Source organism: Corynebacterium sp. HMSC065D07 (assembly GCF_001810695.1).
GTDB lineage: Bacteria > Actinomycetota > Actinomycetes > Mycobacteriales > Mycobacteriaceae > Corynebacterium > Corynebacterium hesseae.
Genome location: NZ_KV802421.1, coordinates 54,436 through 72,625 on the forward strand (window position 1 = coordinate 54,436; position 18,190 = coordinate 72,625).

General features: G+C 60.8%; 25 protein-coding genes and 1 tRNA gene. 11 read left to right on the top strand and 15 right to left on the bottom strand.

The window, feature by feature from the left end; translation table 11 throughout:
- Window positions 1-4 precede the first annotated feature (4 nt).
- Complete coding sequence (locus HMPREF2760_RS00360) at window positions 5-283, bottom strand: hypothetical protein (protein ID WP_070520269.1); 279 nt, start codon at window positions 281-283, stop codon at window positions 5-7.
- Between the two features lie 36 nt (window positions 284-319).
- Here HMPREF2760_RS00360 and HMPREF2760_RS00365 point away from each other — a divergent pair, with 36 nt between their 5' ends.
- Genes HMPREF2760_RS00365 through HMPREF2760_RS00380 form a run of 4 tightly spaced genes read left to right on the top strand, consistent with a single transcriptional unit; the run spans window position 320 to window position 2,509 of the window.
- A complete protein-coding gene (locus tag HMPREF2760_RS00365; protein WP_070520265.1) occupies window positions 320-742 on the top strand; it encodes a hypothetical protein in 423 nt (140 codons plus the stop codon).
- Between the two features lie 20 nt (window positions 743-762).
- The gene (locus HMPREF2760_RS00370; protein ID WP_070596270.1) at window positions 763-1,629 is read left to right on the top strand and encodes a plasmid pRiA4b ORF-3 family protein; all 867 of its coding nucleotides are present in this window, start codon (window positions 763-765) and stop codon (window positions 1,627-1,629) included.
- 32 nt (window positions 1,630-1,661) lie between these two features.
- Window positions 1,662-2,051, top strand: coding sequence for a GtrA family protein (locus HMPREF2760_RS00375; protein WP_070520260.1), 390 nt, complete (start codon window positions 1,662-1,664; stop codon window positions 2,049-2,051).
- A 2-nt stretch (window positions 2,052-2,053) separates the two neighbouring features.
- On the top strand, window positions 2,054-2,509 hold the full coding sequence (locus tag HMPREF2760_RS00380; protein ID WP_070596272.1) for a GtrA family protein: 456 nt from the start codon (window positions 2,054-2,056) through the stop codon (window positions 2,507-2,509).
- Here HMPREF2760_RS00380 and HMPREF2760_RS00385 read toward each other — a convergent pair.
- From HMPREF2760_RS00385 to HMPREF2760_RS00395, 3 genes are all read right to left on the bottom strand, one after another.
- A complete protein-coding gene (locus tag HMPREF2760_RS00385) occupies window positions 2,506-3,411 on the bottom strand; it encodes a galactofuranosyltransferase GlfT1 (RefSeq protein ID WP_070596275.1) in 906 nt (301 codons plus the stop codon). The genes HMPREF2760_RS00380 and HMPREF2760_RS00385 overlap by 4 nt on opposite strands.
- A gap of 60 nt (window positions 3,412-3,471) precedes the next feature.
- Complete coding sequence (locus HMPREF2760_RS00390; protein ID WP_070596277.1) at window positions 3,472-3,930, bottom strand: hypothetical protein; 459 nt, start codon at window positions 3,928-3,930, stop codon at window positions 3,472-3,474.
- A 148-nt stretch (window positions 3,931-4,078) separates the two neighbouring features.
- Window positions 4,079-4,471 (bottom strand): hypothetical protein, encoded by a 393-nt coding sequence (locus HMPREF2760_RS00395; RefSeq protein WP_070533441.1) that lies wholly within the window; start codon window positions 4,469-4,471, stop codon window positions 4,079-4,081.
- Between the two features lie 186 nt (window positions 4,472-4,657).
- On the opposite strand from HMPREF2760_RS00395, the gene HMPREF2760_RS00400 reads away from it, so the two are divergent.
- Both HMPREF2760_RS00400 and HMPREF2760_RS00405 read left to right on the top strand, forming a co-directional pair.
- Window positions 4,658-5,263 (top strand): GNAT family N-acetyltransferase, encoded by a 606-nt coding sequence (locus HMPREF2760_RS00400; RefSeq protein ID WP_070596279.1) that lies wholly within the window; start codon window positions 4,658-4,660, stop codon window positions 5,261-5,263.
- A 63-nt stretch (window positions 5,264-5,326) separates the two neighbouring features.
- A complete protein-coding gene (locus tag HMPREF2760_RS00405) occupies window positions 5,327-6,217 on the top strand; it encodes a Fic family protein (protein WP_070596281.1) in 891 nt (296 codons plus the stop codon).
- Here the strand turns inward: HMPREF2760_RS00405 and HMPREF2760_RS00410 are convergent.
- Together HMPREF2760_RS00410 and HMPREF2760_RS00415 are read right to left on the bottom strand one after the other, a co-directional pair.
- The gene (locus tag HMPREF2760_RS00410; protein WP_070561654.1) at window positions 6,214-7,011 is read right to left on the bottom strand and encodes a galactan export ABC transporter ATP-binding subunit Wzt/RfbE; all 798 of its coding nucleotides are present in this window, start codon (window positions 7,009-7,011) and stop codon (window positions 6,214-6,216) included. The genes HMPREF2760_RS00405 and HMPREF2760_RS00410 overlap by 4 nt on opposite strands.
- Window positions 7,012-7,023: 12 nt before the next feature.
- Entirely contained in the window at window positions 7,024-7,875 is an 852-nt protein-coding gene (locus HMPREF2760_RS00415; RefSeq protein ID WP_070444741.1) for a galactan export ABC transporter permease subunit Wzm/RfbD, read from the bottom strand.
- Between the two features lie 196 nt (window positions 7,876-8,071).
- Here HMPREF2760_RS00415 and HMPREF2760_RS00420 point away from each other — a divergent pair, with 196 nt between their 5' ends.
- Window positions 8,072-9,283, top strand: a complete 1,212-nt coding sequence (locus HMPREF2760_RS00420; RefSeq protein ID WP_070520243.1) for an aminotransferase class V-fold PLP-dependent enzyme — start codon at window positions 8,072-8,074, stop codon at window positions 9,281-9,283.
- Here HMPREF2760_RS00420 and HMPREF2760_RS00425 read toward each other — a convergent pair.
- Together HMPREF2760_RS00425 and HMPREF2760_RS00430 are read right to left on the bottom strand one after the other, a co-directional pair.
- Window positions 9,280-10,236, bottom strand: a complete 957-nt coding sequence (locus HMPREF2760_RS00425; RefSeq protein ID WP_070596283.1) for an NAD(P)H-quinone oxidoreductase — start codon at window positions 10,234-10,236, stop codon at window positions 9,280-9,282. The two genes, HMPREF2760_RS00420 and HMPREF2760_RS00425, sit on opposite strands and share 4 nt — an antisense overlap.
- A gap of 15 nt (window positions 10,237-10,251) precedes the next feature.
- Complete coding sequence (locus tag HMPREF2760_RS00430; RefSeq protein WP_070596285.1) at window positions 10,252-11,148, bottom strand: NAD(P)/FAD-dependent oxidoreductase; 897 nt, start codon at window positions 11,146-11,148, stop codon at window positions 10,252-10,254.
- A gap of 153 nt (window positions 11,149-11,301) precedes the next feature.
- Between HMPREF2760_RS00430 and HMPREF2760_RS00435 the strand changes: the two genes are divergently transcribed.
- Window positions 11,302-11,389: transfer RNA gene (locus tag HMPREF2760_RS00435), tRNA-Ser, on the top strand.
- Window positions 11,390-11,897: 508 nt separating this feature from the next.
- On the opposite strand, the gene HMPREF2760_RS00445 is transcribed toward HMPREF2760_RS00435, so the two are convergent.
- Entirely contained in the window at window positions 11,898-12,173 is a 276-nt protein-coding gene (locus HMPREF2760_RS00445) for a hypothetical protein (RefSeq protein WP_070596287.1), read from the bottom strand.
- Window positions 12,174-12,274: 101 nt separating this feature from the next.
- Between HMPREF2760_RS00445 and HMPREF2760_RS00450 the strand changes: the two genes are divergently transcribed.
- Both HMPREF2760_RS00450 and HMPREF2760_RS00455 read left to right on the top strand, forming a co-directional pair.
- On the top strand, window positions 12,275-12,526 hold the full coding sequence (locus tag HMPREF2760_RS00450; RefSeq protein ID WP_070596289.1) for a type II toxin-antitoxin system Phd/YefM family antitoxin: 252 nt from the start codon (window positions 12,275-12,277) through the stop codon (window positions 12,524-12,526).
- A complete protein-coding gene (locus HMPREF2760_RS00455) occupies window positions 12,527-12,781 on the top strand; it encodes a Txe/YoeB family addiction module toxin (RefSeq protein ID WP_070596290.1) in 255 nt (84 codons plus the stop codon).
- Here the strand turns inward: HMPREF2760_RS00455 and HMPREF2760_RS00460 are convergent.
- A complete protein-coding gene (locus tag HMPREF2760_RS00460; protein WP_070596293.1) occupies window positions 12,750-13,517 on the bottom strand; it encodes an NAD-dependent deacylase in 768 nt (255 codons plus the stop codon). The genes HMPREF2760_RS00455 and HMPREF2760_RS00460 overlap by 32 nt on opposite strands.
- Before the next feature lie 4 nt (window positions 13,518-13,521).
- Entirely contained in the window at window positions 13,522-14,253 is a 732-nt protein-coding gene (locus HMPREF2760_RS00465) for a DUF1648 domain-containing protein (RefSeq protein ID WP_070596295.1), read from the bottom strand.
- A 397-nt stretch (window positions 14,254-14,650) separates the two neighbouring features.
- On the opposite strand from HMPREF2760_RS00465, the gene HMPREF2760_RS00470 reads away from it, so the two are divergent.
- On the top strand, window positions 14,651-14,965 hold the full coding sequence (locus HMPREF2760_RS00470; RefSeq protein WP_070596302.1) for a DUF4288 domain-containing protein: 315 nt from the start codon (window positions 14,651-14,653) through the stop codon (window positions 14,963-14,965).
- Window positions 14,966-15,102: 137 nt separating this feature from the next.
- On the opposite strand, the gene HMPREF2760_RS00475 is transcribed toward HMPREF2760_RS00470, so the two are convergent.
- The 4 genes from HMPREF2760_RS00475 to HMPREF2760_RS00490 are packed head-to-tail and all read right to left on the bottom strand — an operon-like array spanning window position 15,103 to window position 18,152.
- Complete coding sequence (locus tag HMPREF2760_RS00475; protein ID WP_070596303.1) at window positions 15,103-16,128, bottom strand: ThiF family adenylyltransferase; 1,026 nt, start codon at window positions 16,126-16,128, stop codon at window positions 15,103-15,105.
- The gene (locus tag HMPREF2760_RS00480; RefSeq protein ID WP_070596305.1) at window positions 16,125-16,544 is read right to left on the bottom strand and encodes a molybdenum cofactor biosynthesis protein MoaE; all 420 of its coding nucleotides are present in this window, start codon (window positions 16,542-16,544) and stop codon (window positions 16,125-16,127) included. The genes HMPREF2760_RS00475 and HMPREF2760_RS00480 overlap by 4 nt, the downstream gene beginning before the upstream one ends.
- A complete protein-coding gene (locus HMPREF2760_RS00485) occupies window positions 16,534-17,004 on the bottom strand; it encodes a MogA/MoaB family molybdenum cofactor biosynthesis protein (RefSeq protein ID WP_070596307.1) in 471 nt (156 codons plus the stop codon). The genes HMPREF2760_RS00480 and HMPREF2760_RS00485 overlap by 11 nt, the downstream gene beginning before the upstream one ends.
- Window positions 17,001-18,152 (bottom strand): molybdopterin molybdotransferase MoeA, encoded by a 1,152-nt coding sequence (locus tag HMPREF2760_RS00490; protein ID WP_070596309.1) that lies wholly within the window; start codon window positions 18,150-18,152, stop codon window positions 17,001-17,003. The genes HMPREF2760_RS00485 and HMPREF2760_RS00490 overlap by 4 nt, the downstream gene beginning before the upstream one ends.
- Between the last annotated feature and the right edge of the window lie 38 nt (window positions 18,153-18,190).

Genomic DNA, 18,190 nt, shown 5'->3' on the forward strand with positions numbered 1-18,190 from the left:
GGAATTAGTACAGATCCATAATCTCGCGGATCTCTTCCGGCAGCTCTTCCTGGGAGGTGATCTCCGGGCCGTCATACTCACGGAGGATCTCGTAGACTCTTGCCCTTGAGACGGAATCGAGGATGGGGAGTTCCTCGGCGATGAGCCGCGTCATGAAACCATTGAGCGGCAGCGAGGTGTGTTCGGTGGCCAGATAGTGGCCGTGGCGTTTGTCTTCCTCGGCGCGCTCATCTTGCGCTGCTCGCTGGGCCGGGGTGAGGTGCTCTTTTTTGGAGGAGTACATGCACGGTAGCCTACCGCCCGCCTAAAGTGGGGCGGTATGACTTCTCCCAAGCAAGACAATTATGCGCTGGATGACACCCTTGCCGGACGCATCACCCAGGCTGCGGCCGTGGGCATCATGACCGCGTTCCCTGACTGGATCAAGAATAAGACTGCGCTCGTTTTCGCCTACGTGCTGTCCTTCCTCGGATTCGGCGCGCTCGTGGCTATCACTAATGCAGAGAGCCATGAGGACCGCCCGGAGCCGGAGACCCCCGACGTTCCTGTGTGGGCCATCCCGGTTGCCTTCGCCATTCTTGTGCTGGGTGGATGGATCACTGTGAAGACTGAGCAAAGCGTGGTCCGGTTTATTCGCCGCCGTGGGGCGGCAAAACCCTGGACGGTATGGGGCGGAATTAGTGCTGCCATCGTCCTCATCCTTAGCGAGCTTGAAGCACGCGAGCTCACCGCGCGTAACTAAAAATGCGTATGGTGGGGCACATGAGCTCACAGGTCACAGATTTGGCGCAGGTCCGCGCCAATCGTGGTGAAACCCTCCTGTGTCAGGTATCCAATGTTCGCGCAGAAGCAGAGGTTCACCGCCAGATCGGTTTCTCTGACGCGCTCACGTTGGAAGAGCTCCACCACATTCTTGAAATCTGCTTCGGGCTGCCGCAAGAGGATTCACCGTGGCACTTCTTTGAGCACACAGATGCCCGCGGCCAGCGCATCGATCCGAGCCACACCGTGCGCGAATTCTTGAGCCGCGAAGGCGAGCAGGTTGATTACGCCTGGGGGCTGTGGGACTTCGAAATCGTTGTGGTGGAGACCTACCCGCGCGATAGCGGGACGCCGGAGGCCCTGTGCGTGGGCGGTTCCGGTTCTTTCCAGACTCCCTTTGATCTCACCGCCGTGAATGCGGAGCTCACGGGCCAGGAAACCATCGATGAGGTGTTGGATCTTGTCATTAGTCCCGTCCGCGCGCTGATTGAGAGAACCCGTCTCTACGACTTCGTTCCGCTCCTTCAAGCACTGGATCTGAAGCGTGAGGTAAGCATTGATGCTCAGGCGTACCGCCAGCTGCGCACCTTGCCGCGCGAGGTGACGAATGAGGGCAAGGATGCTTTTTGGTCCATGGCTCTGGCATTGTCCTGCATGGGCGGGCGCGAGTTGACTGATTCCGTCGTAGAGACCGCCATGGCGGCGCTGGGCTGGGTCGACGATGGCGGCGAGGAGCTGCGCGGCCCGGAAATTCGGGAGCTGTGTTCGGCTTCGCTTAAGGTTTTGTCATCCCTCGGCGCCTATGGTGAAGATGCCGTCGCGCCCGTGGACCGCCTGGACATTTACCGCGCCCTTATCCGCGGGTAAAGTATCTCGCCGTGACTGAACCTACCTCTAGCATGAAGACCCAACTCGTGCGCTTCGTGTCCGTCGGTGTTTTCACCGCCGCGATTGATTATGGCCTGACCCTCTTCCTTACTTATTTGGGTCTGCATCGCTCCCTGGCGAAGGCGATTGGCTGGGTCTTCGGCACCATCGCCGCCTATGTGGCCAATGCCCGGTGGACTTTTGGTGCCCAGGTTTCCGGCCGCACCGCCGGTGCCGTGGGCTTGCTGTACCTGTCCACCTTTGCAGTACAGAATTTCCTGTATTGGGTACTTAACGCCCCACTGATCAGCTTGGGCTTTGAAGGCGCGGTCAAGGACACCATCGCCTTCGTCATCGCACAAGGCGTTGCCACGGTGACCAACTTCGCCATTCAACGTGCCTTCATCTTCAAAGGAAAGTAACCATGGCTGGTCGCGCCGAACGCCTCTCACGGTCGAATTCCCTGCAGGCGCAGGGCGCGAAGTTCGCGATCACGGGAGCCATTGCCGCGCTTATCGACGTCTCCCTGACCTGGCTCTTTCAAATTGGTTTAGGTCTGTTTGGCGATGTGGCCTCGCGGACCGTAGGCTTTGCCGCCGGCACCTTCGTGGCTTATTTATTGAACCGGCGGTGGACCTTCAACGCGCGGGCATCGAAGCGCCGCTTTGCTGCCGTGTTTGCCACCTACGCCATGACCTATGCGATCAACATTGTGCTGTATCGCTGGGCTTTCCCCTTCTTTGATCACACGCTGGACTGGCCTTCGTCCTGGGCGCTGGCGGTCGCTTTCGTGATTGCCCAGGGCACGGCAACGCTTATCAACTTCTTTGTGCAGCGGTGGGTGATCTTCCGCAGCACGCGCAAGTCCTTTGAGGTTTAGGGCCGGCGGAAGTCTTCCTTGCGTCCGCGGTTGTGCAGGCGCAGCCACTCCATAAAGCCCTTCACGTCATGCTGCTGCACGATGAAGAACCAGCCAAACCGCGCGAATTCTTGCGGCAGCAGCTTGCGCATGCCGCGCTGCCACAGAAGGTAGCCGCGGTTGCGGTAGGTAAAGAAGCGCTTGAACTCGCCCTCCGGGTACTGCGTGTGCATCTTTCCGCTGAGGATGGGCTTGAACTCATCGGAGCCATCCGGGTGCAGGTAGCTTGTGGTCAGCGCGGTGCCGAAGTTGAGGCCCGAGTTGACCAGGCGGCGGTGGTATTCCACCTCATCGCCACGAATGAACAGACGGTAGTCAGGCACGCCGATGATCTCCATGGCTTCTGCGGAGATGAGCGCGCCGTTGAAGAGGGAGGCGATGCCGGGGAGGAAGTCACCCTCCAGCTCGTTCATGTAGCGCCGCCACACCAGGCCCTGGCGCAGTGGGAAGGCCAGCTTGGCGGGCTCATTGATATTGCACACGGCGGGGGAGACTTCGTGGAGTGCGTGGTTTTCCGCAACACGGTAGAGCTCCTCTAGCACCTGGTGGTCGGCGGGCCGTCCGTCATCATCCGCACACCACACCGCATCCGCGCCCAGGGCCAGAGCCGTCAGGAATCCCAACGCGAAGCCTCCCGCACCGCCCAGATTGGTTTCAGAAGGCACGTAGACGCCGCGCTCACCGGCCAGTTCGTGGAGGAGCTCCTCCACTGCTGCTTCCGCACCGTTATCCACCACGATGACCCATTGCACCGGGTGCGTCTGGTTCACCACCTGCTCAAGGGAGGCGCGCAGCAGCTCCACGCGCTGGTGGGTGACGATCACAGCGGCCGTTTTTCCGGCCTGGGACAGGGTGGCAGTCATGGGTTCTATTGTGCCACCCGCATGTGGCGCTCAGGTGCGTGACATGGAGGTGGCAGAGGTTTAGGCGTTGAAGCCCGGAATCTTGATGAGACCGGAGTTCACAGCATTGACAACACCAGCAATGAGGCCCAGCACAATCGCGGCGATGGAGGTGCCAACGAGGATCTCAGCGGTGGTGCCCACCGGGTATTCCTTGGCGGTGTCATTCTTCAGGGAAGACATGGCCACGTCCTTGGCGGAGCCGGCAGTCTCAAGTCCTTCCTTGATTTCTTCAGGGGAGCTGCTGCCCTCGCTGCTGCCCTTGCTGCTGATAGCTTCAGCGCCCTTCTCAATGCCGTAATCCACGGAGGAAGCGAAGCCGTCACCGCCGACGAGTTCCTTAGCCCCTTGCTTCAGAATGTAGCCAAAGACCTCGGCCTCGGAGACCTCAGAAGACCCCTTCTCAGCAGCAGTAGCCGGGGCGATGGACAGGGACAGTGCAGTGGTGGCAGCAACGGCAGCGGCGGTGAAACGCTTCATGGAGGTACTCCTTGGAAGAAAGGTAGAGAAAGTGAAAGTAAAGAAAATGATAAAGAAGTGAAGGCTAAAAGGTATGCGATATGGAAAAGCTCCAGCCCTCAAAGGGCTGGAGCTAGAGCTTCAAAGCTAAAAGCTTGATGCGTTCAAATTAGAACGGAAGGGAAACGCCCGGGATGAGGCCGTTCTGAACTGCGGTGTAAGCAGCGCCGAGGACGGCAGCGGCGATGCCAACGCCCCAGAGGATGTCTGCGGTGGTGCCAGCAGCGTAGCCCTGCTTGAGATCGTTGTCGTAGGAAGAGCCGTAGAATTTGAACCAGTCCTTGGAGGAGTTGGTCGACCATTCTCCACCTTGAGCCTTAGAGCTGATGTCTGAGGAACCCTCATGCGGATCAGAAACACCATTGGCAGCAGCGGCGCCGAGAAGGTCAAGAACTCCCGTGGCTACCTGGACGTCATCGGAGTTAGTTGCAGCAGAGGCAACACCAGTGGACAGGGACAGTGCGGTAGCGGCGGCAACAACGCCAGCAGCGAAACGCTTCATGATAGGGCTCCTTAGAGTTAAGAGAGAACGGTGCCTGTGATTCAGGCTCGCGACAATTTTAGCTTGAAAGGAACTAAGAAAAAGAGCAAATAGAAAAAGTATCTATCGTGATTCACCCATACAGGGGTATGCATTCTTCCAGCGCATGGGCCCATTGACGAGTTCCGCACACAGTAGAGTGACCTTATGACCGTACGAAGCGTTGAAGAAATGTGGGCTCCCTTTCGAGTTTCCATCCACGTGGGTGACCTGACCCTGCGGGTGCTGCGTGATAACGACATCGCTGCGATTCATGGTGTCACTGCCGCCGAGATTTTTGGTGAGCCGCTACCGGATTACACGTTTCCGTGGTTGAAGCAGAAGCCTGATCCAGGTTTCCGGTGGGCGCACCGCGCGCAGATGTCCCCGGAAGAATGGTCGCTCGACTTCGGAGTGCATCTTGATGGTGAAGTCATAGGCTCAGTGGATCTGCGGGCAAAGAATTTTCCCGATAACCATGAGGTCGTAACCGGATCGTGGATCTACCACCGCCTTCAGGGCCGCGGCATTGGTACGCAGGTCCGCCATGCCGTTGCGGTCTTTTGTTTTGAATACCTGGGTGCGCGCCGGCTGCGCTCAGAATGGGAGCCGGGGAACGAGGCGTCGCAGGCTGTATCGCGCAAGCTGGGCTACACCATCGAAGGCAACAAGGCCGTGCTGAGCAAAGAGGATTACCAGCCGGGGCCGGAAGTGATTGTGGCCGGGATGAGTGAGGAACTGCGCGAGCTTCTGGGAGCAAACTTCGCAGTGTGACGAATCATTCGTGAAAATGGGAGAGTATCGACTCGTTTTCACGGATACTTGTATAATATTGGCATGCTTAACGCGCGGACCGCCTCAAAAATTGACGCTCTTCTTGATCAATATGCAGCGTTGCGGGAGGACAACTCCGAGGCCATTGCAGAGATAGCACGCGCAGAGGTGGCGGAGTCAGTGTATAACTCGAACGCCATTGAGAATTCCACGCTGACTTTGGAGGACACCGAGAACATCTTGGCGGGGTTCACCGCCAGAGCGCACGATTTACGGGAAGTCTTTGAGGCCACAAACCTGGCGGACGTGACTGAGGAACTTATTCGGGGCGTCGGTAAGCTCGATGCAAACCTCATTCTGCGACTGCATGGCGTGTTGCTTCGCGGCATCAATGACGACTGGGCGGGGTGCTTTCGTCGAAGGGGGGAGTGGGTTCGCGTGGGCGCTCATATGGGAGCCAACTCTGAATACGTGGACAGGCTGGTGGACACAGCCATTGCCGAATACTACGAGGACACTAGCTTCTTTGTTGACCGAATCGCGCGGTTTCATGCGGAATTTGAAACCATTCATCCTTTTTCAGACGGCAATGGGCGCATCGGGCGCGTCATTATCAATCAACAGCTCTTGGAGCTAGGGGCACCGCCCATCATCATTCCGAACAAGGGAAAAGAGCGCCACTATTACCCTGTGTTCCGTGGCTACCCAGTTAGTGGGGACTTCTCTGCGCTGAGCACGCTCATCGCGCAGCAACTCGTCGAGTCCCTACACAAGCGCATCACGCTCATGACCGCGCCGAAGGTAATTCGCTTGTCGGAATGGGCAAAGGCTAATGGAGTTTCTGGGTCCGCGGCCGCCAATAAGGCGGCGCGGGGTACCATCCCGGCCTTCCGACAGCGCGGAACGTGGATGATTGATGCGCAGTATGGCAGTGACAACAAACGCAGTGGCTAGGCGTTCTCCTCGTTGTCGAAGCGCTTGCGCAAGTCCCGCACGTACTGGCCCACCTCAGGGCCTTCGTACTCGCCGACGACCTCGGAGACCTCGCCCACCGAGCGAATCTGGCCGTGGTCGATCCACAGGGCGGTATCGCACAGCTGGGCCAGGAAGTCATTGGAGTGGGAGGCAAAGACCAGGATGCCGGAGCGCTTCACCAGGTCCTGAAGACGGACGCGGGCCTTGGCCATGAAGGCGGCGTCGACGGCGCCAATGCCTTCGTCGAGAAGCAGGATCTCCGGCTCAATGGAGGTCACCACGCCCAGCGCTAGGCGCACGCGCATACCGGTGGAGTAGGTGCGTAGCGGCATGGAGAGGTAATCACCCAGCTCAGAGAATTCCGCGATCTCATCCATCTTGGCCTTCATCTGCTTGATGGTCTGGCCCAGGAAGAGGCCGCGGATGATGATGTTGTCGTAGCCGGAGACCTCCGGGTCCATGCCCACGCCGAGGTCGAAGACGGGGGCCACGCGCCCGCGGACATCGGCGGCGCCGCGGGTGGGCTCGTAGATGCCGGAGAGCAGGCGCAGCAAGGTTGTTTTGCCCGCGCCGTTGTGGCCGACGAGGCCGACGCGATCGCCCTCGCGCAGGTGGAGGTTGATGTCCTTGAGTGCTTCCACCATGACCACGTTCTGGTCATTCTTGCCAATGGAGCCACCGGCCGTGGAGAGCATCGCCTTCTTGAGAGAGCGGGACTTGGCATCAAAGATGGGAAAGTCCACGCAAGCGTTATACGTATCAATGGAAACCATGGACGATCCTTTCTAGACCCAGTAGGAGACGCGGAAGCGCCACTGCCGCATGGCCAGGCCGGCGATGAGCAGGCCGGCGACGGTACAGCCAATGACGATGAGCCAGTGATAGCCGGCGACGGGTTCACCAATCATGGGGGCGCGGATGATCTCCATGTAGTGATACAGCGGGTTGATCTCAGCGATGCGCGCGCGGCTGGCTACAGCGCCTCCTTGCTCCTTCAGGGTGTTGGTCATCCACACGATAGGCGTGACGTAGAAGAGCAGCTGGGTTAGAGCCTCCAGCAGCGGGGCAACGTCACGGAAGCGGGTGGCAATGATACCGAAGAACATGGCGACCCACACGCCGTTGACCAGGAAGAGTCCTAACGCCGGGATGAACAGGAAGAACTCCCAGCCTAGGTGGCGCGGGAAGATAAGAATGAGCAGCAGCCAGATGATGAGGTTGTGGCCCAAGAAGAGGGTTTGCCGCCAGACCAAGCGGTAGACGTGCACCGACAGTGGCGCGGGCAGCTGTTTGATTAGGCCCTCGTTGTCGATGAAGACCGTCGAGCCTTCTTTGATGGCGCCCGAAATGAAGTTCCACATAATCAGGCCCACGGTCACGTGGGGCAGGAACTCCGCCACGGGGATCTGGAAGAGCATGGAGTACAGCAGGCCAAGCGCCGCGGCCATCACGCCGGTCGCGATGGTGATCCAGAACGGACCCAGCACCGAGCGGCGGTAGCGCTGCTTGATGTCTTGGATGCCCAGCTTGAACCACAGCTCGCGCTGGCGAGCGCCTTGCAGGAGATCGGCGAAGGCCGCCGACATGGTCATGGAACGCGAGGCCGGCTCCTCGCCGGGTGCAGGCGCGGAGGTCATGCGGGCGACGTCGTCACGCAGGTTTTTCTTGTCTTGCACGCCCTTCACCCTAGCGCGCACGTCCCACAAACACCTACACACACGCCCGTAACCTGGGAAAACACGGGCGAGCTGGGAAAACCGAGGGTTAGGAAAGATTCAGGTGGGGCGTATAGAGTAGGGGGCGTTCATCCGCATCGGAAGGAAGGGTTGAAGCATGACGGAACAGTATGACGTCGCCAGCGTGCGAGGTCTTTACACTGGTCTGTCCGATGGTTGGACCTACCTGAACGCGCATGCCGCGCCGCAGATTGCGGAGCGCGTGGCCTCTGGTGTTGCCCGTTCTTTCCGCATGTCCGCCACGGTGAAGCCGCTGGAGGACGCCGTGGGTGCGCACTCGGCGCACAACGATCCGGGGGAGCTCCACGCGGCAGACATGTATGCCTCCGCGCGCCGGGCGGTGGCGGATCTCACGGGTGCCACGGCGGAACGGGTCATCCTGGGCCCGTCCTTGCCGGTGCTTTACCAGTCCTTGGGCGTTGCACTGCGCCCGCTGCTGCGCCGCCAGTCTTCGGTGGTGCTCTCCCGCTTTGATTCGCCGGAGATGACACGCGCGTTTGAGCACGTGGGTGCTGATATTCGGTGGGCGCAGCCGGATTTGGGTACGGGCGAGCTCCCAGCCTTCCAGTACGCCGATCTGGTTGATGGCTCGACGCGATTCGTCGCTTTTTCCGCCGCGCACGAGCTGCTGGGCACGGTCACGCCGGCCTCGGACATAGTTGATGCGGTCCATGAGCGTTCGCGCGCATGGGCGCTTGTCGACGTCTCATCGATCGCCCCCTACCGTCTCCTCGACTTTGATGCGATTGGGGCAGACATTCTTGGTGTGGATGTGGGCGCGCTGGGTGGCCCGCAGATGGCGGCGCTGGTCTTCCGCGATACCGCGATGTTCCGCCGCCTCGATGAGATTGTCGTTGGTCCGGTCTCCGCGGGTTTGGCGGGTGGCGTTGGGCCCTTGGTGGATCATCTGGCAGAACTTGCCGGCGGGGAGCGCGGTTCGCGCCGCGTGCGCCTGACGCGTTCGATGGAAGCCCTCGCGGGTTACATGGAGGATCTCACGGGGGATCTCTATAGCTTGTTGGGCACGCTGCCGGCCGTTCACATCCTGGGCGTGACGGGTGAGGCGGCTGCCGACGCCTCCGATGATCGCCTCCCGCGCCTGACCTTCGCCGTGCGCGACGTGCCTGCGGATGTGATCCACCGCCGGCTCTTCGACAATGGCTTGGTTACTACCATCGCCCCGCACACCCCGCTGCTCACGGAGATGGGCGTGGAAGAGGTCGGCGGTGCCGTCACGGTCTCGTTGAGTCCGTTTAGCACGTACCACGACGTTGAGCACTTGACCCGCGTGGTCGCGTCCCTGGCTTAGACCTCGAGGACAAGCTTGCCCGTGACCTCGCCGGAGTCGAGGGCTTGGTGGGCTTCGGAGGCGTCGGCAAGCGCGTAGGTAGCGTGCAAATGGTGCTTGACGCTGCCGTTCTCCAGCCAAGGCCAGACGTTCTTAACGGTATCCGCAACGATGGCGGCCTTGCCCTCCAGCGAGCGGGAGCGCAGCGTGGTGCCCTGCAGGGTCAGGCGCTTGTTAAGGAGGATGCCCATGTTGAGCTCGGCCTTTGTGCCGCCCTGCATGCCGATGGTGACCATGTGGCCGCCCTTAGCTAGCGCGATGAGGTTCTTTTTGAGGTACTTCGCACCCATGATGTCGAGGATGACATCGCACTGGTTCTTCAGTTCCTCGGCGAAGTCCTGCTCGTTGTAGTTGATGAGGATATCCGCGCCGAGTTCCTTGCAGGTCTCGAGCTTTTCGTCCGAGCCAGCCGTCACCGCGACGGTGGCGCCGAGGTTTTTCGCCACCTGGATGGCGAAGGTGCCAATGCCGCCCGCGCCGCCGTGGATGAGGATGGTCTGGCCCTTATTTAGTTTCGCCTCCATCGCGATGTTCGACCACACGGTGCAGGCCACCTCGATGACGGATGCGGCCTCGGCAAAGGAATAGCCGCTGGGGATGGGCAGCAGCTGGCCTTGCGGTACGGCGACGTATTCGGCGTAGCCGCCGCCGGCCAGCAGTGCGCCGACCTTGGATCCAACCTCGATGTCGGTGTCGCCTGCGTCGACGACTTCGCCTGCGACTTCGAGGCCGATAATCTCCGAAGCGCCCGGCGGCGGCGGGTAGTGCCCGCGGGCCTGGAGCAGATCGGCGCGGTTTACGCCGGCGGCTTTGACTTTAACGAGGACTTCGCCGTCTTGGAGTTGTGGTTTATTGGTCTCCCCCAACTCCAGCGAGTGTGGGTCTTCCAGATTGGTCTGAATGATGGCTTTCATGCCACACCACCGTACTTAAGTCCAATCATCCTCGACGAGAAACGCGTTGACCGCGATGGCTGCGGCGTTGGCCTCGCCCATCGCTACCGCCACCTGTGCTGGAGGGTTAACCACGTTGCCCACGGCCCAGATGCGCGGGTGGCTGGTGACACCGGCTGGGCCCACCTTGATGAGGCTTCCGCCCATCGCAGCCGGCGGGCTGTGGCGCTCAAGGTTGAGGTCAGTGAGGAACTCATCGTGTGGGCGGGGAATGGGCATGTAAAACAGCGCATCGACGGCATGTTCGCTGTCTCCAACCAGGACCTTTCCATCTTGGAAGGAGGTGACGGGGCCGTCGACAAGCGCAATGCCCCGCCGAGTCAGGTCCGCGCGCTGCTCCTCGGTGAGCTCCATGCCGTTGGTGAAGAAGGTGATGTCCTTGGACCACTGGCGCAGGAGTGCCGCATGGTGCAGGGAGAACTCGCCGATGCAGAGAACGCCGAGCTTCTTGTCCGCCACCTCGAACCCGTGGCAATAAGGACAGTGAAGGACTGTATCTCCCCAGTTTTCTTCGAGGCCCGGGATGTTTGGATGTACGTCGTCCACGCCGCTGGCGACGATGATGGAGCGGGCCGCGACGGTCTCCCCGTTGCTCAACGTGGCGGTGAGCGTGCGGTCATTATCGGTAACGGAATCTACGGTGGCGTTCGCGATTGTTACGCCGTAGCTGCGCAGCTGCTCTTTGCCGCGCTCCTGGAACTCAAGGGGTGGCGTGCCCTCGAGGGCGATGACACCGTGGATTTCGTGGGCGAAGCGGTTGCGGGGAGTGGCGGAATCAACAACGAGGACACTGCGGCGGGCGCGGACCATGACCAGCGCTGCCTGAAGGCCGGCTGCGCCACCGCCGATGATGAGGGAATCGACTGTCTGCATGGGCCCGAGTAAACCAGAGCAAGGTGCGTGCGGCAATGGTTTTCGGTAGGTTGTGTCGGGCGCTTTGCACAACGTGATGAGGCGAATTCTTCTCCCGCGGCGGAGTCTAGTACTCTGAACGTGTCGCGCGCGGTGCATGCTGACGCGTGACGAGGAGGCGTGGCAGAGCGGCCGAATGCACTGGTCTTGAAAACCAGCGTGGGGAAACTCACCGCGGGTTCAAATCCCGCCGCCTCCGCCAAAAGCTTTCGTATTTTTAGCAGTGGCGCTGGGCTATTCTAGTTCCATGGCCAATCGGCAAATATTCCTCCGCCCAGAGTACAGCCACCCAAGCTCGCTGTGGCCGTCTAAAGAACTCATAGTTTCTGGGGCCAATAGAATCGGATTCTATCTTCCTGAAGACTTAGGAATTGAGTCCGATCTGGGACGCGAAATCCTTGAGTGGACGGAGGAGTTTCAGCAGAATTTCCTCGAGAAACCCGATAGCTTTCGCCAGCGTCCGCGTTGGAAGGACCAATTCGATAGATTTCGATGGTACGACGCGGGATGGCGTATTACTCACCAATTAAGGGAGCTTTTTCCATCGGTACAGATTGTTCCCCAGTTCGCTCAATTCGTTTTCTCCGTTAATGAGCGAAGAGAAAATGTAGGGAAGAAGCCCTTATGCCTCCCCGGAGAACAACTCACAGGGTTTGTATCCATTAGGGATGTGAGGAATGACGATTAAGCGAAGTTATCGCTCTACGGCGTCAGGCATTGTCTCCGTTGTTCATCGCTGCAGTCACCCAGCTCAGAACGCATCCCACTAGTAGGAACCCGCTGATCTGCAGGTGGGTGGCCCAGTTTCCGCCGCCAGGCAAGGCGAGAAAAATTGAAAATGCAACTGCGGCAAGGCAGTGGATGGCTAACCGGCTATGTGCGCCTAGACGTCGTTGTGGCCAGGCTTTCCCGATGGCCCAGCTCACTGCTGTGAGAATGACATAAAAGACGATTCCCGCTAAGGCTCCTGGAACAAGGTAGAGCATGGATTCATCTCCTTTGGAGGAGGAAAAGATTGTAGCGACGAACAGAGCACCTTACAAGTGTTCTGGTACCGTATTGTTGTACCACAACGTGGAGGTTGGACATGTCGATTAGTGCTTCGGAAGCTCGCCGTACTCTTTTCCCCCTGATTGAGAAGGTAAATCAGGATAGGGATGCCGTAGAGATCGTCTCTCGCAATGGGAATGCTGTGTTGATGTCAGCGGACGACTATTCGGCGTGGGTGGAGACTGCTTACCTTTTCCGATCTCCAGCTAATGCTCGCCGGCTATTGGAGTCTTACGAGCAAGCGCTTAGTGGAAAAGCGGAAGAACACGACATCAATCTGGATGCGTAAATGCTTTTGTCATGGACCCCGCATGCGTGGGATGACTACCTGTACTGGGAGCGCAAGGATCGGAAAGTCCTCAAGCGGGTCAACCAACTCTTGAAGGACATGATGCGGGACCCTTTTGAAGGAATCGGAAAACCGGAACCGTTAAAGTACGGAATTCCGAATGCGTGGTCGCGGCGAATCACGGACGAGCACAGGATTGTCTATCTAGTCGAAGACGGCGAGCTTAGGATCCTGCAGGCTCGCTATCACTACTGATTCGCCCCGCCAGGATGCGAGGTAGCGCCTCCGCTGCGGTGGCGGTGACCACGATGCTGGCAAGCGGCGAGAGGTCGGTGGGCTGTGGGGTGACTTCCACGATGGGGATGCCGCGTGCGTGGGCAATCTGTGGCAGGCCGGCGGCGGGGTAGACCACGCCGGAGGTACCCACGATGAGCAGCGCGTCCGCGGTGGACATGCGGCGCTCGGCCTCAGCCCATTCGTCGTCGGGCAGGGCTTCGCCGAACCACACCACGCCCGGGCGTACGAGCCCGCCGCACATGGGGCATTCGGGTGGCGTGATGGACTCAACTGGCTTAGTTGGGAGCGCGATGTCCTCGTCATACGGGGTATCGCAGTCGGTGCAGCGGAAGGCAAACAAGGAGCCGTGCAGGTGAACTACGTCTTGGCTTCCGGCGCGCTCGTGCAGGTTATCGATGTTTTGCGTGGTCACCGTCATGCCGCGTGCGGCAGCAATCGCGCGGTGCCCGGCGTTGGGCTCGGCCCGCTGCGCAAGCTGTGCGCGCCACAAGTACCAGGCGAACATGGGCTCAGGCTCGCTACGCCATGCGCTTATCGACGCCATCGCAACCGGATCCACGTTCTCCCAGATGCCCGTCTGCGCATCGCGGTACGTGGCGATGCCGCTATCCGCGCTCATGCCCGCGCCGGTGAAAACCTCAACGTGGGTGGCATCAGAAAGGATCGACTGTGCGCGCTCAAACAGGTGCTCCATGCATCTAGAGTACGGCGATGAGCACGCAGAATGCTATGGATGCGCTAAGGGCGATGCCCATGCGCCACAGGTAGCGCCGGCCCGGTTCGTGCGCGGTGTTGATCTGCAGCTTCGAAGAATTCGTGGAAAAGACTGCCATGCACATGGGGTCGGTGGGCTCGTTGTAGATGCCCATGCTGCCGGCAAAACGAAGTGCTTCGTTGCGAATTTGTTCTTCATGGTCGGTGGGTATGGCTTTCACAGCCTTCGCAGATGTCAGCGTTAACCGGACGCCCTGAATCATGACGAACACGGTGAAGGCTATCCACGCGGCCACGAGGAGAAAGCCCGAGAAGGGGATATCCGGAATGACGGTGCAGACCGCAGTGAGGCACACGCAGGCCGTCATGGTGAGGACTGTCTGGGCAATGAACGTGGAGGTCTTTCCAGTGAGCAGCTCCGCGCGCTGTGCCGTGGCCTCGGAGAACGGAAGAGCTGACTCTGCCGGTACATCCATTGTTTTTCGAGCCAGCGAGATTGGCGGCACGCACAGCGGCAGCGCAATGGCGAACACGATGCCGATCCACACCAGGACCGTTGCGTTGAGGAAAGACTTTGGCTCGAAGCGGTCCGGGGTGCCCGAGACATCGAAGTGGACCGGGATGGGATCGGGCACTGAGTCCCAGCGCAGCAGCATGTACACCAGCGTGAGAGCACACACCACAGCGGTAGCGACGTAATACTGGCGGCTTCTCATGCCAGTAAGTTTACAAGGCGACCGGCCGAGGACCTCTGCGAAAGGCGTCTGGCAAATGGCATCTGTCAAAAGGCATCTTTGGGATTAAAACGCCATTTGCGCGGGGGTAAAAGGCGTTTTTGGCTCTGAAAACGCCTTCTGGTTGATGCCTTTTACAAGATGCCATGTGAGCAGAGGAGACTGAGCAAGAGTGCGGGCTATGTGTCGTTGTGGTCGTGCCAGGCGTCGATGCCGACGCGCAGCGAGTAGACGTTGCTGAAGCCGTGGGCGCGGAATGGGTCTTCATTGGAGATGTGCTTAAAGGGCGACCGGCTGAGTTTTCCGCGTTACATGGTCTGGGTGAGCAGGTAGGGTCGAGCCCAAGCTGACCAAGAACCGGAAAGGACAGTAGCTGGCAATGGAACCTTATGTTGGAATTGTCGTGATGGAACTTGCTAAAAAGTCCAGTTCATCTCCCCAAAGCTTCTTCCGCGAGGACTTTTATATTGTGTATGCGGAGTCGGACGAGAAGGCTCGAGAACGCGTTGAAGCGATGGCGAACGAGCAGGCCGATGGTGAGGATGTGAAGGTACGGCACATCGTGGATGTCGCGCCAGCCCTCTATGGTTATGTAGACCGCGATTGCGATCTTTACTCGCGGCACTTTGCGAACCTAGAGGACTACGAGCGTTTCGAAATGAAGCTCGGCGGAACTGACCCGCTGGCTGATTAATCGTAGACTTCGCGAAGAAACCTGCTGACTCTCTTCTGTGTTGGCCTGGCTAGCTTTCGGAAGGCTTTCGCACCGCGTGGCGTGAAGCTAATCTTCCACGCCACATTCAGCCTCTAGTTCTTCAAGAGAAATGGTCTCTAAATCGCCTCGGCGTCGGCCTCGGCCTCAAGCCCGGAGATGTGCTCTTGCCAGGCGTCGATGCCGCCGCGCAGCGAGTAGACGTTGCTGAAGCCGCGGGCGCGCAGGGCCTCGACGGCCTGGGCGGAGCGCAGGCCGCTGGCGCAGTAGAGGACGGCGAGGTCGGCGAGGTCTAGGGGCGGGTTGTGGCCAGCGAGGATCTCATCGAGCGGAAGGTGCTGCGAGCCGGGGATGAGGGAGGCGGCGCGCTCGGGGGAGGTGCGGACGTCGATAAGCGTGGCGTCCTCCGGGATGACGCGGATGTCCGTGGGGTTGTCGGGGCGCGCCGGGGTGGCGCCGTTCGCGCGCACGGGGATGTACTCCCAGGTCCCGGCGAGGGAATCGTAGTAGCCCAGTGTGCCGATGAGCGGGGTGCCGATGCCCGTGAGGAGCTTGAGCGCTTCGACGGCCAGGGCGGAGCCGGCGACGCCGACGACCGGTCCCATCACGCCGGCCTGCGAGCAGGAGGGCACCTGCGGATCGGTGGGGAAGAGGTCCTCGTAGACCGGGCCGTGGCCGGAATGGAAGACGGTGAGCTGCGCGTCGTAGCCTAGGAGCGAGGCCCACACGTGCGGAATGCCCAGCTCATGGGCGGCCCAGGAGGCTAGGTGACGGGAGTAGAAGTTATCGGTTCCGTCGATGATGAGGTCAGCGCCGCGCAGTTGCTCTAAGGCGGTATCGGGCGTGAGGCGCGAGAACTCCTCGACGGTGCACTCCGGGTTGAGGGCGTTCAAGGCCGCGGCGGCGGATTCGGTTTTGGGCTGGCCTACGGTCGCGGTGGTGTGGATGACTTGGCGGTGCAGGTTGGAGAGGGAGACGAGGTCGTCGTCGAAAAGCAGGATGTGGCCCACTCCCGCCCCTGCAAGGTAAAGCAGGGCAGGCGAGCCCAAGCCGCCGGCACCGATGACGGCGACGGTGGAAGAGCGAAGCCGTTGCTGAGTGGAGGGTCCCCAGAGGGCTTCCTGGCGTGCGTAGCGTGAACTCATTCCAGGCCTACCCACGTGGTGGTGTCATCGGTGTGCAGCTGTTCTTTCCAGATGGGGACTTCCGCCTTGACGCGGTCGGCGCAGGTCGACGCTGCTTCGAAGGCATCCTTGCGATGCGCGGAGGCGGCGGCGACGATGAAAGCGGATTCGCCGATTTCTAGTGTTCCAGTCCGGTGCGCGCACCAGAGGCGGACGGCGGGGAAAGCGGCGGCGACTTCGCCGGCGACGCGCTCAATTTCCTGCTGGGCTGAGGGGTGCGCGGTGTAGGTAAGGAGTTTCACACCGCGGCCGGAGTCGTGGTTGCGCACGATGCCGTCGAATAAAACGACAGCACCTGTTTCCGCGGTGGCGATGTCGGGGGCGGTGATGGGCTCAGCGCTGATGTGTGCGCCGAGGAGACCGGCGTTAGTGCTCATTGATGCCTTCCAGCTGGTTGATGATGTGGTTAAGAACTGGTTCGAGGACGGCGCAGCCGTCCTTGGCCGCACCCGTGGAGCCGGGCAGGGCCATGGCGAAAGTGGACCCGGTGACTCCGGCAACCGTGCGGGAGAGTGCCGCGGTGGGGATGGCCGCCGAGTGCGCGTAGAAGGCATGGGCCAGGCCGGGCAGTTCGCGCTCGAGGTGTGGGGTGAGCGCTTCGACGGTGCGGTCATCCGGTGTGATGCCGGTGCCGCCGGAAGTGAGGATGACGGAGGGGGCATCGGCGAAGGCAGTGGCGAGGGCTGGGTCGATGTCGGCGTCCGCGACGACGACGGGCTCCGGAGTATCGAAGCCCTGCTCACGGAGGAAGTTCACCAAGATAGGGCCGGAGCGGTCTTCGTATTCACCGGCGGCGGCGCGGGTCGAGGCAACGATAACGAGTGCGCGTCGGGTCATGAGAGTGGGAACACCTCCACGAGGTCGCCGGCTGAAAGCTGTGCGCCGGCGGGGATACGAATAAGGGCAGTGGCGCCGATGGCCTGGGACATCAGATGGGAGCTAGTACCGCCGAGAAAGGAGGCTTGGGCGGTGCCGTCGGAGATAGCTAGGGTGCCACGGCGGAACTGCTCGCGGCCCTCCAAGCCTTCGGCGTGCTCAGTAAGGCGTGCGCAAAATGGAGCGGGAGCGCGGCCGATAACGGGTGCCAAGTAGAGGCGGAAGCTTACCAGCGTGGAGATGGGGTTGCCGGGGAAGCAGACAACGGGCACCTCGCCCAAACGCGACAGGCCCTGCGGGCCACCGGGCTGCTGCGCCACGTGGCCGAACCAGCCGTCCTCTTCAAAGATTTGGCGGATGACCTCAAACTTTCCGTGGGAGATACCGCCTGAGGTGACGATGACATCGGGGCGGTGGGTAATGACGGCCTCGGCGAGGTCCGCGCGCAGGGCAGAAGGATCGTCATTCGTGCGCACGAAGCCGGCCACCTCGATGCCATATTGCGCGGCCAAGGCCGCGAGCATGGGCGCATTGGAATCGGGGATGGTGGCCTCGCCCGCGCCACCGATTTCCGCACCACCGGTGCAGATGAGGATGCGGGCGGGCGCGAAGGTGAGGACCTCGGCCAGGCCTTGGGAGGCGAGGGTGGCGATGGAGGGGGCGTCGAGAAGCGCGTGCTCATTGATGAGGGTTGTGCCGACCGTGACGTCGGAGCCCGCACGGCGGATGAACTGCTCAGGGGTTGCCGGCACGGTGACCGTGGCGCCCTCTTCCGTGAAGTGCGGGGGCTCGCAGTGCTCGACGGGAACGATGGTGGCGGTGCCCTCAGGGACCTTCGCGCCGGTCATGATGGGGAGGGCGGTGCCTTGCTCGAGTGAGCCCGGGGGATCACCCGCCGCAATGGTGCGGCCGACGGTGAAGGTGCCGCCGTCACATGTGGAAAGCGCATAGCCATCCATCTGCGAATTATCGAAAGGCGGAAGGTTGTGCTCCGCGCGGTACGTCGCGGCGGCACGGCGCCCGAAGGCGTTGGCCAGGGGAGTGGACACCACCCGGGGCTGCGGAAGGGCCGCGCGAACGGCGGCGAGGTGTTCCTCATAAGTGCGCATCGAGTTCCTTCCTGTCACGGAGGCTGGCATAGTGGCAA